Raw genomic sequence first — 17,427 nt, forward strand, 5'->3', positions numbered from 1 at the left:
TCAATTTGTTACAAGAACCATAATATATTCGAATATTTTATTGTTTAATTCATTTCACCTTTATTTAAAGCATATTACACAAACCTGTTTAACTGTAAGTCTGGTTTTCCATTTATTTTTTACCCAGAACGCGCTGTAAGCCATTACCCGTGCTGGTTTCATGTAAATGTGGAAAACTTTTACAGTTAAAACTCAGCCAATTAGTATTTACCCCTTTCAAAATCAGTTCTTTTTTTCGAACTTTGTCCCTAGTTCTTTACAAGAAACCGACATTCATGAATGTGAATATGTTTCAAATGTAAATACCAAACATACAAGAAGTTAAGCATTACTTCCACTTTATCCACAGTGATGCTGATTATTTAATTTTAAAGCTATTTTAATATGGGAATTTTCGATAAGAGAGTAAGTTACAAGCCATTTGAATACCCTGAGGTTCTTCAGTTTGTAGAAGCGATCAACAAATCGTTCTGGGTGCATTCGGAAGTGGATTTTACTGCAGATGTTCAGGATTTTCATTCGCAGTTAGAGCCGAACGAAAAACACGCTGTGAAAAATGCGCTTTTAGCCATTGCACAGATCGAGGTGTCTGTCAAGACATTCTGGGGAAACCTATACAATCACTTACCAAAACCTGAATTCAATGGACTGGGCGCTACTTTTGCAGAATGCGAGTTCCGTCACTCAGAAGCTTATTCCCGTTTGGTAGAAGTGTTGGGATACAACGAAGAATTTACGAATGTTATAGAAATTCCTGCCGTAAAAAAGAGAATTGACTTTCTTTCCAACGTTCTGAAACATGCCAATTCTACAACACCAAAAGAATATGTATCTTCTCTTTTATTATTCAGTATCCTGATCGAAAATGTATCTCTTTTCTCACAATTTGCGATCATCCTTTCTTTCACAAGATTCAAAGGATATATGAAGAATGTTTCCAACATTATTGCATGGACGTCTATTGATGAGCAAATCCACGCTAATGCAGGAATCTACCTGATCAACAAAATCCGTGAGGAACAACCGGACCTATTAACAGATTCAGATATCGAGGACATCTACACCTTGGTAGATCAGTCTATTGAACTGGAAGGCGAAATCTTAGACTGGATCTTTGAACTGGGAGAATTAACCGTTTTCTCAAAAGAAGACCTTCTGAACTTCATGAAATACCGTGTAGACGATAGTCTGAAGAAAATCGATATGGAAACCCGTTACAACGTTTCTCCTGAACAATACCGTCCAATGAAATGGTTTGAAGAAGAAGTTTTTGCCAATTCTATGGATGATTTCTTTGCCAAAAGACCGGTAGATTATACGAAACACGATAAGAGTATCACAGCGAACGATTTGTTTTAAATAGGAAAGCGCGAGCGAAGCGAGCGTCAAAACACTAAGTATTAGCGATGCCCTACTGACTAAAAACAAGTATTTCATCATCATATCATTCCTTAGTCCCTCAGAAAAATAAAATATTTCAAAGCATAAAAAATGATCAATGTCATTGTAACCTATACCGTAAAGCCTGAATATGTTTCAGAAAACAAAGCCCATATTCAAAAGTTTTTAGATGATTTTAAAAATCTTGATCAGGAGACATTTGAGTACAAGGTGTATGTAAAAGAAGACGGAGTTACTTTTGTACATTATTCAAATTATATCAATGAAGAGGTTCAGCATGAGGTTTTAAATGTACCGTCCTTTAAGGAATTTCAACGATTAAGAGATGAAAGCGGACTGAACGGTACGCACAAAGTGGAAATTTTACAATCAATATAAAAAGCAACAAAATTCCGGAGTATAAAAACTGCTCCGGAATTCGAAAATATAACATCTATGGAAGAACAAAATTCAAATATATGGTGGCTCAATGAAGAGTCTGAGCAGATGCTAAACAGAGGATATCTGTTAAAAGGGGAAACTGTAGACGGAGCCATCGACAGAATCACCACTGCTGCCGCAAAAAAATTATATAAGCCGGAACTGCAAGCCGCTTTCAAGGAAATGATCGTGAAAGGGTGGATCAGCTTCTCTTCTCCGGTTTGGGCGAATATGGGAACACAGAGAGGTCTTCCTATCTCTTGTTTCAACGTTCACATTCCGGACAGCATTGAAGGCATTACCCACAAAATGGGTGAAGTGATTATGCAGACAAAGATCGGAGGTGGAACTTCAGGATATTTCGGAGAACTTAGAAACAGAGGGACTGCCGTTACAGACAACGGAAAATCTTCAGGAGCAGTTTCGTTCATGAAATTATTCGATACTGCAATGGATGTGGTTTCTCAGGGTGGTGTAAGAAGAGGTGCTTTTGCAGCCTATTTAGATGTAGACCACGGTGACATTGAAGAATTCTTATCCATCAAAGACATCGGAAGTCCTATTCAGAACTTATTTACAGGGATCTGCGTTCCTGATTACTGGATGCAGGATATGATTGACGGTGATATGGACAAACGAAAAGTATGGGCAAGAGTACTTGAAAGCCGCCAGCAGAAAGGTCTTCCTTATATCTTCTTTACCGATAACGTTAACAGAAATAAGCCACAGGTTTACAAGGATTTAGGAATGACGGTGAACGCAAGTAACCTTTGTTCTGAAATCATGCTTCCTTCTACCAGAGAAGAATCTTTTATCTGCTGTCTGTCTTCAATGAATTTAGAACTGTATGACGAATGGAAAGATACGGATGCTGTAAAATTAGCAGTTTACTTCCTAGATGCTGTTTTAACTGAATTTATCGAAAAAACTGAAGGTAACTATTACCTTCAGGGAGCAAGAAACTTCGCATTGCGTCACAGAGCGCTTGGATTGGGAGTTTTAGGATACCACTCTTATCTACAGAAAAATATGATTCCGTTTGAAAGTTTTGAAGCGACTCAGTTCAATGCAAGAGCTTTCAAACATATCAAAGAACAGGCGGAAACTGCTTCAAGAGAATTGGCCAATATTTACGGTGAACCAGAATTGTTGAAAGGTTATGGATTGAGAAATACCACTACGATGGCTATTGCTCCTACTACTTCAAGTTCTGCGATCTTAGGGCAGACCTCTCCTGGAATTGAGCCGTTTGCTTCGAACTACTATAAAGCTGGTCTTGCCAAAGGAAACTTTATGCGTAAGAACAAGTATTTAGCTAAGCTATTGGAAGAAAAAGGTCTTGATAATGAGGAAACCTGGAGAACGATCATGTTGAACCACGGTTCCGTACAGCATTTAAAAGAGCTTACTGACGAAGAAAAAGCAGTATTTAAAACATTTAAAGAGATTTCTCCGATGGAAATTATCTCGCAGGCTGCTCAAAGACAGCAATATATTGATCAGGCTCAGTCTCTGAACCTACAGATTCCTTCTACGATGCCTGTAAAAGATGTGAACTATCTTTATATTGAAGCCTGGAAAAAAGGAGTAAAAACACTTTATTATCAAAGAAGTTCTTCTGTCTCTAAAGAAATGATGGTTAACTTTGTTAGCTGCTCTGCTTGTGAGGCTTAGTGATCATTAATCATAAACATCTGCATAATAAAGCACGCTTTTCAGCGTGCTTTTTTGTTGTTTTAAAAATTTAACAAAAATTTAACATTTGGCAGTGGAAAATTTATTTTCCGTTAATCATTCATCAACACTGAAAATATCCGCTATTCACTCCCTAAGCAGTGAATCAAGTGCCTGTATCACGATATTTAGGTTATTAATATGAAGCAATTTTATATACATTTGTTTAAAATTTACTAATCAAAATGTCTTTTTAGTGAAAATATCAATTAACAATAGAAGCATTATTGATATTAAGCCAACAAGAAATGGAAATTAAGTATCAGTAATTTAAATATCTTTTAAGTAATGAATACATTTTAAAATTGATCGATTTTTAAATTGAATGAAAAATTAAATAATCTTAAAAAACACATACTACAAATTACAGAAAACAAAAAATAAAACAAAAACACAAAAAAGCATAATAAACAACACCATAATGATGAGTGATGAATATAAAAATTAACCCTAAACAAATCCCGTTTAAAACACAAAATACACAAAACACTCCGATTGAAAATTTAATTCTCTATTGACAAGAAATTTATTAATAGAAAAAAAACACACAAAAAATTATTTCGAAATGAACAAGATTATTACTTTAATTTTGGTAATGGCTTTTTGCACCATTACTGCGCAGGTGGGCATCAACACCTCTTCACCTGATCAGAGCTCTGCATTAGATGTTACAAGCACTAGTAAAGGAGTTTTACTTCCCAGAATCAGCAATCTTTCATCGGTTACCAATCCTGCAACAGGACTCATTATTTTTCATACCAATAAGAAATGTATCAGCCAAAACGTTGGAACTCCGGCTACACCGGACTGGGTATGCCTTTCTCCCTATGTCGCAAAATTTTTCTACATGCCAAGTGTAGTGTTTGACACGACAACGACAGCAACAGGACAGACAAAAGACCTGTATACATTGTATAAAAATCAGTTTTCGAATGTCCCTGCGAACGCAAGAAGTGCATCCGCACCCGCCTCGATCCCCTTTTTCCCCAATGCAACAGATCTACATTATTACGTAACCGGTTACGATGCTTCAGTTTTTAAAATAAACAGCATCAGTAACACAGGAGTATTAAACTACGATGTTTTATCGAATGCTACTTCAGCGTCTTTCATCAACATCGTATTTGTCGTAAAATAAACAGCCATGAAAAAGAATTATAAAGGGCTGTCTTTGATGAGCCTGGTTTTCGCACTGCTTACTAATTTACTGTATGCACAGGCAGACAGTACCGAAGTGGCAAGTATTTACGGATTTTATGCCTACTCAAGTTCGCTGATGAATGCGTCTTCAGCACCAGAACTTACCATACAGGGAAATGCATCACACACTGCTACCGGGGTACAGCTTACTCCCGCAAGTTCAGGGCAGTTTGGAGGATTGTTTATCAACGGAAGAACTTTCACATCTGTCAACGGACTTCATGTTGAATTTGAATATGATATGAAAAACGGAACTCCTTTAACCGGAGTATACGGAGATGGTTTATCTTTCTTTCTTTATGACGGAGCGGTAACAAACCCTACCATAGGAGCACCTGGTGCCGGCATCGGATATTCTTACAACAGAACAAAGGACACCTACGCCAGCCAAAGAAAAGCTGGTTTATCAGGGGCCTACTTAGGGATTGCTCTGGATGAATTCGGAAATTTCAAGTCTAAACGTTTTCAGGGTGAATCCAGAATGAATGGTATTACAGGAGTAACCTGGAGCCAGGCTTCAAGTCATATTTCTTTAAGAGGAGCAAGAGGAGCCGCTATCAATACAACAGGATTAGGAGCAGGATTTACAGGATATCCTGTTCTGGTAACCCGCTCTACCCTGAGCAATTCAGGAACAGTAGGCAGGATTCTACAGAGTGACAGAAGTTATCAGGCAACGACCAACACCCTTTCTTCAGTATTTGATCTTCGGAATAATGCAGGAGAATTCAGAAAGGTATATCTTGACCTGATTCCGCATTTTACAAGTCCTACGGTCACTGACGGATTTGATATCAAGGTGGATATCCAGACGACACAGGGCGGAACACCGGTTAATGTCATCAATTATTATCATTATAAAACCTCAGTGCCTTATACTGAAAATGCCAACCCACAGACAACCGACTTTGACACCTCAGATGTTGAAGGAGCTGCAACTTCCCAAACTCTGAATGCCACGGTGCCGGCTGTTTTAAAACTGGGTTTTGCAGCGGCTACAGGAGCTGCATTTCAACAACATATCATCAGAAATGTGAAACTAACCCTTCCCTATGCGGCAGTAACTAATGACGATGTGACTTCTACCTGTAAATTTCAGCCGGTCACTATTCCTGTTTTTAATAATGATATAGCCTATAAAGGGGCGATTAGCATTGCTACTCCTCCAACTGCAAGTAATGCGAATATCGACTACTCTACGTTCAGTTTTACAAAAACCAGTGACACAGATCTTACACTTTATCGTAAAAAAGTGACTCCACAAGGAACATGGTCTTACAATAAATCAACTGGCATTGTAACATTCAATCCTTCAAGTGGATTTACAGGAACGGCCACTATGACGTATACGGTAAAGGGAAGAACGGTAAAGGATTCCAACGGAAAGATCATTGAACCGTATGGTGACACCGCTTACCGGTCTGTTCCGGCAACGATCACCGTAAATTTAAAAACGTCAGGCTGTATCTATTCAGTGATTTCCAACATAATGGTAACGCAGGACGTAAAATAAAACAGCAAAACAAATTGAATAATAAAAAACCATAGAGCTTTCTATGGTTTTTGTTGTGTCCTGTAAAAGAAAAAATAAGTCCGATTGTCTGTTTATTTTAAATCAAATCCATCACAAAAACAGCCCGGACAAAAAAATCCGGGCTGCTGAAAAAATTATAAGTAAAAAATGAAAGACTAGTTATTAAAAGTTATACCGCACTCCGAGCTGCGCCTGGAATCTGGAGGCAAACTGATCAACCGTATAAGGCAGTCCCGGGGTTTTAAAGTTATAGGTAGGATCTCCGGCAGATGGCTGACCAGCAGCTACGTTTCCTACCTTTGTAAACCCAACGCTTGCAGTAGAATTAAAAGTATTGGGGACAAAATAAACTTTACCCCAGTTTTTATTCAGCATATTGGTAAGGTTGATGATACTTAATGAGATCTGGATATTATTCTTAGACTTTTCACTCAACCTGATCTCATCCATAATTTTGAAATCAGCCTGAATATTCCACGGTGTAAAATCTCCGTTTCTTTCCGTAAACTTGCCTCTTCTGGTATTTAAATATTTATTACCACTGACAAAACTTTCATAATCTGCAATCTGCTGTTGGGCAGTTACCAGCACATTTCCGGAAGCATCTTTTATCGGAACAATATATTTTGCGGCTTCTGCTGCATCTTTAAAGATATAGGAAAGTCCTGCAGCCTGTCCTGTATTGGCAATCGTACTGTTGACAAATCCCCATGAGAAAGGATTTCCAGACTGAGCATTAAAATACACATTAGCCGATAATCTGTTCGATTTGGAAATATCGAAGCCATATCCCAGATTGGCCACCACTCTGTTTTTAATTGCAAAATTGGAGGTGGTAAGCTTAGGATCATTCGGCGTCAGAGACTGGTTCATCTGCCAGTTACTTTCCATTGAGTTTCGGATTCCGTTGGTAATATCTTTTGCATCACCATAAGTATAAGCAACGAAGAAATTGAACCCGAAATTATAGGATTTGGAAATCTGTGCCGTCAGGTTATATCGGTAACCTTCCCTGGTATTGGATAAAAGGTAGGCATTGGAAAAGTTACTGTTGATATTGGTCGTATAAACAGGCATTTCATGATTTGTATCATAGCTGTAATACATTACATTATCTGTTTTGTTCACCTGCTGGAATTTCAGATCATAAAGTACTTTCGTATAGATTCCTTCCAGGGTAAGTTTATATCCGGCGAATGTATAATCGAAGGCTAAAGAACTTCTCCATACTCTAGGCATTTTAAAATTGTTATCGATAAGATCTACCTGTACTTTGGAAGAGTTCTGCCATTTCGGAAAATTACCACTTACCAAAGGATCTCCATTGGCCGCAAGCTGTGCAGCGGTAGGCGCATTGTAATCATAACTTCCGAAACCTACTCCGTCATTGTAATAAGCATACCCCAGCCACGCAAAAGGAATTCTGCCGACAAATATTCCCGAACCTCCTCTTACGACTACAGATCTGTCTTCTGTGACATCCCAGGTAAATCCTAATCTTGGAGAAATGGTCGGCTTGGTAAGATAGTCGTTGTTTAATTGGCTAAGTGGCGTATAAGTATAGGTGTTTCCATAATTAGGATCCATAGGAGAACTTTGTACCTGCGGACTTAAAACAGGTTTATTGGGAAGATCCGTATAATCTACTCTTACGCCCGGAGATAGTCTTAACCTTCCTAAATTGATCTCATCCTGAAAATACAGTGAGAGAAGATTCACCTTATACTGAGCATAGGGATTATTGAAAATCGTCTGTCTGTTTTCACCATTAAACGGATAGGTTCCTCTTATCCTCGACGGATTAGAATTATAAAAATCGGCTAAGCTTTTATACGAAATCCTCCCATTAAGAGCATTGACAAAACCATAGTCAATATTATACAATTCATTGTGTGTTCCTAACAAGAATGTGTGATTTCCTGTTTTATAGGTCAGGTTATCCGTGATCTCAAAAGTTTTCTGTTTCATATTAAAAACGGTAGCTTCCCTGTCATTTCCCAATAAAATAGTTCCTCCGTTATAAGCTATTTCCACTTGTGGAAACATGGCATTGCTGGAAGTAGGATCTCTGTAATCATGAATAGAAGAATAGCCCAATACTAAATTATTATTCCATTGATCATTAAAACGGCTCTTCAATTCCAATGTAGTTGAGGAAGACGTATTTTTCTGGATAAAATCCATACTGGCAAACCTGAAATTCGCTCCATCTCTTTCAAGATTCGATGCCTGTGAGAATACGGTATTATTTTTAATGGATAATGTGTGTTGATCATTGATTTTCCAGTCCAGTTTATTAAAAAGCTTGGCACTTTCTGAAAAATTATTGTATCCGTCGAAGCTTCCTGCATTAAAGCCATATTTATTCCGTACAAAATCTGAAATCTGCTGAGCTACGGCATCATTCACCAATGCGTTGGGATCATTCGCATTATAGAATACCGGATCTCTTCTTTTCGTGTATTCAAGATTTGAGAATAAAAATACTTTGTCTTTTACGACAGGCAATCCTATCCTTCCGCCATAGATAACGTCTTCAAAAGCTTTCGGCATTTTTGAATGATCTCCGATCCTGTTGTTTCCGGTAATAGCGGCATTTCTTCCGTACGCGTAGATGGACCCTGTTACATCATTACTTCCGCTTCTGGTCACCGCATTAATACTTCCTCCCAGAAAGTTTCCAAGCTTCACATCATACGGAGCGATATAGACCTGAACATCCTGAATAGCATCCAGACTTATAGAATTGGAGCGTGTACTGCTTCCCGGCATTCCTGAAGTACCGGTCTGCCCACCCAAAGAGGGACTGAAGCCGATTGCATCATTATTAACAGATCCGTCTATTGTAACGTTATTATATCTGAAGTTTGTTCCGTTAAAAGAGTTATTGGCACTTTGCGGCACCAATTTCGTTACATCCTGAATGCCTCTGTTGATATTGGGGAGACCTGAAATCTGAGCCTGGCTGATTCCTACACCATTTTCAACAGTGGTTCTCTTAGAGGTGATCCTGACTTCATCAATGGTCTTTTCACCAGCCCCAATCTCCACAATGGGAAGGTCATTATTTCCAAGAGACAGCTGCAGGTTGGTATTCGTGTAGACGATTTGCGATCCATCGGAAATCTCAATGCGGTAAGGACCACCCGGCTGAAGATTATCTAAACTAAACTGCCCCTTCGCATTACTTTTGGTCTCAAATGCAGTATTGGTGGGAACATGAACCACTTTTACCGTCAGTTCAGAATTGACTCCTTTTAGCCTTCCAAAAATTTTAGAGGTCGTTTCCTGTGAGAATGCAAATCCAAAGGATAGTAAAGCAAAAGCACAGATCAGTTTTTTTTTCATATTTTTTTCTTCTTAGTTGACAGGGCAAAATTAGATTCCCTGAACATGAAGGATGGTAACATACAATTAACATTATGTAACACAAAGTTTACGATTTCCTTAAAAAAAAATTAATAGCCTCACAATATGATCTGATTTCAAAGCCTATTAAGTAAATGAAAACAAGGATAGTATTGATATCTGACATTTTAGGCTTGTATGAACGAAACATGAACAAGGATAAAAAGCAATCAATTTCCGGGGATCAATATTTTTGAGAAGAGCTTTTTTTTATTTTGAAATCAGCAATTAGCAAGAAAGTATAATGATAAAGCAAGACAGATGATCTTTCAATGTATCTCTTTATCATGCTGATTGAATTTAAAACATAAACGATACAAAAAATTTAGAATGAAATTCAAAAAAAAGATTATTTTTGTACGATTGATTTTAATTCCCCCTGATTAGAATTATAAAACATAATACACACAAAAAAATGAAAAAATTTATTCTCATCCTCTCTGTAGGCTGTTTCTCTATGGCTTACGCTCAAAATTTAAATTTTGCAGACGCACAGTTTAAAGCTTTAATTCTAAGCTCCAGTACTGCCAACAACATTGCTAAAAACAGCAGCGGAAACTCTATTGCTGTAGATACCAATGGTGACGGAGAAATCCAGGCTTCGGAAGCTCAACAGGTGAAAATTCTAAATCTTCAAAAAAGTGGAACCGTTACTTACAGCGATCTCCCCAACTCCATTGAAGATGTACAACTTTTCTCCGATATGGAAGAATTGTATATTTACCATACCCGGTCTGCAGTCATTAGTTTTACGGGTCATAATACAATCAAAAAAGTACTGTATACCGGAACAGGTGGTTTTACAGACGCTTCCGGAATCTCCCATACAGTTCCCATCGACTTTTCCTTTGATAGTTGTTCAGCGGTGCAGGATATCAATCAGTTTGCCAGTGATATTAATCTGAATACCCCTCTTAGTACCATCCTAAGATTCAAAAATTGTCAGCAACTTACCGGAAATACAATCATCAACTCTAAAAACATTAAAGAACTGTATCTTGAGAATTCGAATATCACCACCCTGACGTTCAATTCCTGTCAATTTTTAGACAAAATTTCGGTTCCAAACTCAAATACTTTAACCAAAATTTCTGTTACAGGATTGCCACACTCTGTAGGAACCACTATTAACCAAAATATTGAACTGATTGCTGATCATTGTACTAATTTACAGGAGATTATTGCTGATACAGATCATTATGATACCAATGGTGCTTATTTTTCATCTGTTAATCTTAATGGATCAATCAATCTCAAAAAAATCAAAGGGCTCAATACACCAACCATTGATTTCTCAACAACAGGATTGGTAAATCTTGAGGAACTCGACTGTGCTTATTATAATAGGGATGGATATCATACAACCTCAGGAATTTACTTTGGAAATGTATCTTCTCTGAATCTGGCCGGCTTGCCAAAGCTTAAAATATTAAAAGCCTTTAATCAGAAAATCACGAATAATGTCAATTTTAGTGCAGCATCTTATCTGGAAAGTATTGACTTTACAAATTCTGCAGGTTACATGAATTGGTTCAATGTAAATAATCTTTCCCATTTACATACTTTGAAAACGGATCGATCTGAAACTTTGAATACTCAGGGCAATGATGACCTTCAAAAAATTACGGCTAAAAACTGTACGGCTTTAACCAATTTGATTTTTAAAAATAATCATCATCTACAAGAATTGGATCTCCAAAACTGCGTAAGTCTCGAAAGATTAGCAATGGGGTTTTATGTAGCTAACAGCAATGGAATATTCACTGAACTGCACACCATGAATTTGAATCAATGCACGGGGCTTAAAGAACTGGTGGTAAACAATACCCAAATAAATGCTTTAAATATTACAGATTGTATTGCTTTAAAGTCACTGGAACTGAATCAAAATGATTTACTTCCCGCTGTAAATGTTTCCCATAACATCAATCTGGAAGATTTGTCGGTAATCAATTTACCTTTATTATCAAGCTTAAACACTTCAGCCAATATCAATTTAGTCAATGCTAATTTTAATAACTGCCCACAAATTACCGAACTGAATTTTTCAAATTCTCCTACTCTTCAATTCATAGCGCTGTGGAATATGCCTAATCTTACTTTTGCTAATATAAGAAACGGCTCTATTGAAGAAGGGATTGATTTTATGAATTATAACAATAACCTGTCGATGTGTGTAGATGATGCTCAACTTAATGATCTTCAAAATCTATATCCGGATATCACTTTTACGACCAGTTGCGGAAGTTTTTTAACCACTGCCAGTTCAAAAATCAGAAAGAATGCAATTAAAATAGCACCGAATCCTGTAAAAGATTTTGTTACGATAAACTCGGAAGAAAGTATTAAAAATGTAACTATTTTTGATGCCCAGGGAAGAATCATTTTCAATCAGCATTTGAATAATGAAGTGACCAAAATCAATCTTTCGGCACAACCTACCGGAACTTACACCGTAAAAATTAAAACCGATACGACAGAAATTTCTAAGAAAATAATCAAAGAATAGTCTGTTTTTCCGCACCAGTTTGAATGAAAACCATAGATGATTCTATGGTTTTTGTTTTATATTTGTTACCCTAGTTTAATCCTAAAAATATCAGATATGAAATTCGGACAAGTAGAAGACCCTTCAAAAATAGATTTTACACTTCCTAAAGATCATCCCAGAACCAAGGAAATTTTAAATCAAAATAAAAAAGGACTGGAAAATATTTCCATAGGATGTGCTAAATGGAATAAAACCGATCTCAAAGGATTTTATCCCAAAGGAACTAAAGACGAACTGACCTATTATGGTACCCAGTTTAATTCTATTGAACTAAACGCCACTTTCTATGGGATGCCTACTCCTGAACAGGTAGCAGTCTGGAAAGATAAAACCCCGGAAAATTTTAAATTTTTCCCTAAAATAACCAATACAGTTTCTCACTTCAGAAGACTGATTGACGTTACCGAACCGGTGACCCAATTTGCATCAGCCATTATGAATTTTGATGAAAAACTGGGTATGGCTTTTCTGCAGCTCCATGATAATTTTAAACCTAAAGATTATGACAGACTGGAGAAATTTGTGAAAGACTGGCCCAAAGAAGTTCCTCTGGCCATAGAACTCCGAAACACGGAATGGTTTACTGATGAAGAAATTTTCAATACCACCTGCGACCTTTTTGAAGCTCATGACATCACCAACATCATTGTGGATACTGCGGGCAGGAGAGATATGCTTCATATGCGTCTTACGACTCCCAATGCTTTTATCCGGTATGTAGGTGCCAATGCCGAAAGTGACTATGAAAGACTGGACGACTGGTTGAAACATCTGACCCAATGGAAAAAAGAAGGGGTTCAGAACATCTATTTCTTTGTACATCAGAACCTTGAAAAAGCATCTCCATTATTATCTGCTTATTTCATAAAAAAAATGAATGAGGCGTGGAAAACGGATATTCATATTCCGCAAATGGCTTCTGACAACAATGGAACTTTATTCTAATTGATGTACAAAAAGTGCATCTTTCAGCCTGATTTTCAAAAAGCTGCGTCAAAAGCTGTTTTAATGGAAAAATTGTAGTAACTTAGAATGTACCGCCATTGATATAATGGAGGTCTACTTTCTAAAATACAAAATGTCATGGAAAAAGAAATTTGCACGATCAGCATTGCGAGCAACTGGCTCGGCGACGAATATACATTTTACGAAGATCATACCATCAAAAGGGTCTACGATAACCACAGCCTTAGTGCCAACCGTACGGAATGGCTGGAACCTCACCAGATCAGTAAACAGAATAAAGATAAATTGATCAAAAGCTGTCCTGAAGAATTTAAGGAGCAGATCATGCAGATTCTGGATTATCCATAATAAATAGGTAATGAGCGATAAGTAGTACGACCTAAAGAATTGCTACTTATTGCTCACTACTTATTGTTTATTTTTTCTCAAAAGAAGCACAAGGTTCAGGAAAAGAAGTAAAAAATCCAAGGATACCCAAATTCCGAGCTTTGTATTTTCGTAATTATAGGCATCTACCTCTTTTTTAGCAGCGTCGGAAAGTTTTACACTCTGATTGATATAGTTCTGTACTTCTACAATCTGGTCAATATTCTTATTAGGGACTGCATGCTGGGAGAAATAAACCATATTTTTTTTACCCAGATATCCTATAATCCAGTATTCATCGGACTTATCCATTTTAAGATATTCTATCCTGTAATATTCCGGACGTATTTTTCCCATATGCTTGGGCTCAAGATTTCCGTTTTTGGCACTATCCACTTTAATAAGGTAAAAATCCAGCGTTTGAGGAAGTTTATTGACAACCTGAAGACCAACTGAATTATCCACAAAACCTACCGAGCTTTTTTTGATAAACCAGTATGTAAATGTAGATATAGAAAAAACTACCGTAAGTATACGGAACAGTTTTGCCCATTTTGCCAATCTTGCTGATTTTACTTTAGACAAAACCAGAGAAAGCACACAAGCCCAGAAGATAAGAAAAATGATAAATACCATACTGCAAAGATACTGATTTAAGATTTTTCGGGAAGTGTGTTAATCAACATTCCATTCTTTGAAAAACTGATCCAGGAATCCCAGCATATAATCATGTCTTTCCTGAGCCAGCTCCTTTCCTTTTGTGGTATTCATAAGATCCTTCAAAAGAAGAAGTTTTTCGTAGAAATGATTAATGGTGGTTCCATTAGATTTTTTATACTGATCTTTCGTCATATTCAGACTTGGCTGGATTTCAGGATCATACATCGGATTATTTTTAAAACCTCCGAAATTGAATGTTCTTCCTATTCCAATGGCACCGATAGCATCGATACGGTCAGCATCCTGCACGATTTTAAGCTCAACAGGAAGTTCAGCGGAAACCTCTCCTCTATTCTTAAATGAAATATTTTTAATAATAAATAAAACCTTTTCTATAACGTCTTCATGAACGTGCTGTGCCTCGAGAAATTCTCGTGCTATTTTGGGAGCTATTGTTTCGTCACCATTATGAAACTTGGGGTCTGCAATATCATGCAACAGTGCAGATAGTTCTACAACCTCCAGGTTACAATCTTCAGTTACGGCAATTTTTTTTGAAAGCTTCCATACTCTTTCAATATGGTACCAGTCATGTCCTGCTTCAGCGCCTTCCAGTTTTTCTTTTACAAATTCTACGGTGTTTTCGATCGTACTTTTCATTGAGTTGTCAATTCGTTTAAAATAATATTCCAGAGTTTTTTATTATAACTTCTAAAAAAATTGATGTGTCCGATTTCTTTTTTATCAGATTCAGTGGTTTTCACCAGTCTGTAGGAAGGTCTTAGATTTGGATAGGTATTGTTCAAAAGGCTTAGTACCCCTTTTTCAGTAAGCCATGCATCATCTTCCGCCCGGATCACAAAGACTTTCTGGGTCAAATTTTTAGAATAGTCCTCCATTTTCTCCAACAATCTGTTGGTAGATTTCCTGTTTAAAATTAAGGTTCTCCAGTCATATGCGCAATTTTTTGGAAGACTTTCTCCAAGCCCAAACCAATTGGCTGGAAAATACCCTAATAATCCGGTAGTTAAAGGCTGAACAATTCCAAATCCGAGATAAGCTTCAATTCTCGTGCTGAATTTAAGGTTTCCCACGAACGCATTTTGAGTTCCCACAAAAATAAATTCGTCAAACATTTCGGAATCTTCATTCATTCCAAGGATCAATGCTCCTACAGAATGTCCAAGACAATATTTTTTATATCCTGAAAACTCTGCTTTAATATATTGGGTTATGGTTTTGTAGTCTTCAGAACCCCAAATCCGCATTGAAGCTCTAAAGCCTTTCATATTATCCGGTTTTGACAGCCCGATTCCTCTGTAATCATAAGCAATCACCGTAAATCCATGTTCCGAAAAGAAATGGGCAAATGAGAAATACACCTGCTGTTTCACTCCCGTTGCGGAATTGATCAGGAGAAGTTTCCCATTGCTTTTTTCAGGTCTGAAAAGATGAACTGCCAGTGACATCTGATCTTTTGTAATAAGTTCCAGTTTTTCCATAGATAAAAAGAAAAAATCCACTATAAAAGTGGAGATTTTACTTATATTTTTATGTTAAGTTTCTAACTTTCGATATGTGATAAATAGTTTTAGGAAAAGAAATCCGACATTCTTGGAAGTCCGGTCTGTGAACCTTTCCCGCCTGAAACCCTTGAAGAAACCTCATTCCCGAATTTCACACAATCCTCGATGGTATTTCCATGACAGAGTGCAACAGCAAATCCTGAAATAAATGCATCGCCCATTCCCATTTTATAAACGGTTTCATCTTTGTCGTTTCTGAAGTATTTCATTTCGGTTCCGTCAAAATATATCGTTGAATTAGTATCATCTCTGACAAAAACTTTATTGAAATATTTTTTAAGAATTTCCTCTCTCTGCTCTTCTCCGAAAACAGTATGAAGTTCACTGCTTTTAGCAACAATAAAATCGACATTTTCGATAATTCCTTCACTGATCTTCATGGCAGGTGAAGCGTAGAGTCCTACTTTTTTACCGTATTTCTTGGCTTTTCTAATGGTATATTCTACCACTTCCATTGCCACTTCAAGCTGTACCAAAATAAGGTCTACCGTTTGGAAATACCGATCTGCTTCTTCTATATGCTGGATACTCAAACATTTATTCGCTGCAGGTACCACTACAATAGCTGCACTGCCATGGCTGGTGGTCACATAGGCTGTCCCCGTGGATTCCATATCCGTCTCATGAACAAAGCCTACATTTACGTTTTCACCTACGAGATTACGCATGATCTGTTGTCCAAGAGGGTCCATTCCTACACATCCGATAAAATAGACACTGGCTCCTAGCCTTGCCGTTCCTACCGCCTGATTGGCCCCTTTACCGCCAAAGTAACTGTCTGAATGAACAGCTAAAACAGTTTCGTTCTGCTGAGGAATTTTTTCTGTTTCTAAAACCAGATCTATAGAAGAGCTGCCTACAACAATAATTTTGGGTTGTTCTGATGAGAAGTTCATTGGTGTTTTTATGTTAGTTTAATATAATCTATTCAGAAAACTAAGTTTCAAAAATAACTAAATTAATTAACTTATCTCAATAAATTCAGTAATTATCTTCACAGGCTTGTGATCTTTATCATAGGCTATATAGCTGGCATAAAAACCTTCACCATATCCTGTTTCAAACGCGAAAATAGTTCCCGGATGCTCATCCGCAGGCTTCAGGAATGCGTACTGATCGATAGCTCCTTTTTCGTCAAAGAAGTACTCATGGAAAAACTCTTCATAGATTCCCATGAAATCTGCCCCTTTACTGTGGTACAGTCTATTCTCAAGTTCGTTAAGACTATTTTGGGTATCTGCATCCATAAGACATCCCATTCCACTTTCTACAGGATATCCGAAAATTTCCTCATCAGCAAGATCTTTTACATTTTGCCCTTCAGTAACTGCCATTTCCCATTCCGAGATCGCGGCATTGCTGAAAATAATTTCTGCATAGGCTACACAGTTGCTTTCTCTTTCTTTATGCAGCAAAACAGAAAAATCCCCTTTCGGAAATTCTGTAGTGAAAGGCTTCATATCGTTGGTGATCACCGGATCACAGGCGACCAGCTTTCCGCTTGAAAGGTAGATTTTCCCAACTTCAAAGCTTTCCAATAAAGGGCTTTCTACGAAGTTCTTTGAGAATAGCTTTTTTATGTTTTCTAGGTGTGTCATTTA

14 protein-coding genes are annotated in these 17,427 nt (G+C 37.3%); 8 read left to right on the forward strand and 6 right to left on the reverse strand.

Translation table 11 applies throughout. The features are described 5' to 3' along the window. Positions 1-384: 384 nt before the first annotated feature. The 5 genes from BUC06_RS16430 to BUC06_RS16450 all read left to right on the forward strand — a co-directional run bounded on the left by BUC06_RS16430 (position 385) and on the right by BUC06_RS16450 (position 6,268). Positions 385-1,359 (forward strand): ribonucleotide-diphosphate reductase subunit beta, encoded by a 975-nt coding sequence (locus tag BUC06_RS16430; protein WP_073335112.1) that lies wholly within the window; start codon positions 385-387, stop codon positions 1,357-1,359. A gap of 132 nt (positions 1,360-1,491) precedes the next feature. Further along, complete coding sequence (locus BUC06_RS16435; RefSeq protein ID WP_073335113.1) at positions 1,492-1,779, forward strand: hypothetical protein; 288 nt, start codon at positions 1,492-1,494, stop codon at positions 1,777-1,779. A 48-nt stretch (positions 1,780-1,827) separates the two neighbouring features. After that, complete coding sequence (locus BUC06_RS16440) at positions 1,828-3,495, forward strand: ribonucleoside-diphosphate reductase subunit alpha (protein ID WP_262487928.1); 1,668 nt, start codon at positions 1,828-1,830, stop codon at positions 3,493-3,495. Between the two features lie 625 nt (positions 3,496-4,120). Further along, positions 4,121-4,693 carry a hypothetical protein gene (locus BUC06_RS16445; protein WP_073335115.1) on the forward strand — a complete coding sequence of 191 codons (573 nt, stop codon included), beginning with the start codon at positions 4,121-4,123 and terminating at the stop codon, positions 4,691-4,693. Positions 4,694-4,699: 6 nt separating this feature from the next. Beyond that, positions 4,700-6,268 carry a hypothetical protein gene (locus BUC06_RS16450; protein ID WP_073335116.1) on the forward strand — a complete coding sequence of 523 codons (1,569 nt, stop codon included), beginning with the start codon at positions 4,700-4,702 and terminating at the stop codon, positions 6,266-6,268. A 183-nt stretch (positions 6,269-6,451) separates the two neighbouring features. Here BUC06_RS16450 and BUC06_RS16455 read toward each other — a convergent pair whose 3' ends face one another. Beyond that, positions 6,452-9,637, reverse strand: a complete 3,186-nt coding sequence (locus BUC06_RS16455; protein ID WP_073335117.1) for a TonB-dependent receptor — start codon at positions 9,635-9,637, stop codon at positions 6,452-6,454. A 475-nt stretch (positions 9,638-10,112) separates the two neighbouring features. On the opposite strand from BUC06_RS16455, the gene BUC06_RS16460 reads away from it, so the two are divergent. The 3 genes from BUC06_RS16460 to BUC06_RS16470 all read left to right on the forward strand — a co-directional run bounded on the left by BUC06_RS16460 (position 10,113) and on the right by BUC06_RS16470 (position 13,562). Continuing rightward, positions 10,113-12,206, forward strand: a complete 2,094-nt coding sequence (locus BUC06_RS16460; RefSeq protein ID WP_073335118.1) for a T9SS type A sorting domain-containing protein — start codon at positions 10,113-10,115, stop codon at positions 12,204-12,206. A 96-nt stretch (positions 12,207-12,302) separates the two neighbouring features. Continuing rightward, entirely contained in the window at positions 12,303-13,193 is an 891-nt protein-coding gene (locus tag BUC06_RS16465) for a DUF72 domain-containing protein (RefSeq protein ID WP_073335119.1), read from the forward strand. Between the two features lie 138 nt (positions 13,194-13,331). Continuing rightward, positions 13,332-13,562 carry a hypothetical protein gene (locus BUC06_RS16470; protein WP_073335120.1) on the forward strand — a complete coding sequence of 77 codons (231 nt, stop codon included), beginning with the start codon at positions 13,332-13,334 and terminating at the stop codon, positions 13,560-13,562. A 60-nt stretch (positions 13,563-13,622) separates the two neighbouring features. Here BUC06_RS16470 and BUC06_RS16475 read toward each other — a convergent pair whose 3' ends face one another. The 5 genes from BUC06_RS16475 to BUC06_RS16495 form a co-directional block, all read right to left on the reverse strand. Beyond that, positions 13,623-14,216 (reverse strand): hypothetical protein, encoded by a 594-nt coding sequence (locus tag BUC06_RS16475; protein WP_083564106.1) that lies wholly within the window; start codon positions 14,214-14,216, stop codon positions 13,623-13,625. A gap of 39 nt (positions 14,217-14,255) precedes the next feature. Next, on the reverse strand, positions 14,256-14,900 hold the full coding sequence (locus tag BUC06_RS16480; protein ID WP_073335121.1) for an HD domain-containing protein: 645 nt from the start codon (positions 14,898-14,900) through the stop codon (positions 14,256-14,258). Beyond that, positions 14,897-15,742 (reverse strand): alpha/beta hydrolase family protein, encoded by an 846-nt coding sequence (locus BUC06_RS16485; RefSeq protein ID WP_073335122.1) that lies wholly within the window; start codon positions 15,740-15,742, stop codon positions 14,897-14,899. Before BUC06_RS16485 ends, BUC06_RS16480 begins: the two co-directional genes overlap by 4 nt. An 89-nt stretch (positions 15,743-15,831) precedes the next feature. Then, entirely contained in the window at positions 15,832-16,722 is an 891-nt protein-coding gene (locus BUC06_RS16490) for a ribokinase (RefSeq protein WP_073335123.1), read from the reverse strand. A gap of 66 nt (positions 16,723-16,788) precedes the next feature. Further along, complete coding sequence (locus BUC06_RS16495; RefSeq protein WP_073335124.1) at positions 16,789-17,424, reverse strand: DUF4241 domain-containing protein; 636 nt, start codon at positions 17,422-17,424, stop codon at positions 16,789-16,791. Positions 17,425-17,427 lie beyond the last annotated feature (3 nt).

It is taken from the genome of Chryseobacterium carnipullorum (genome assembly GCF_900142785.1).
Classification (GTDB): domain Bacteria; phylum Bacteroidota; class Bacteroidia; order Flavobacteriales; family Weeksellaceae; genus Chryseobacterium; species Chryseobacterium carnipullorum.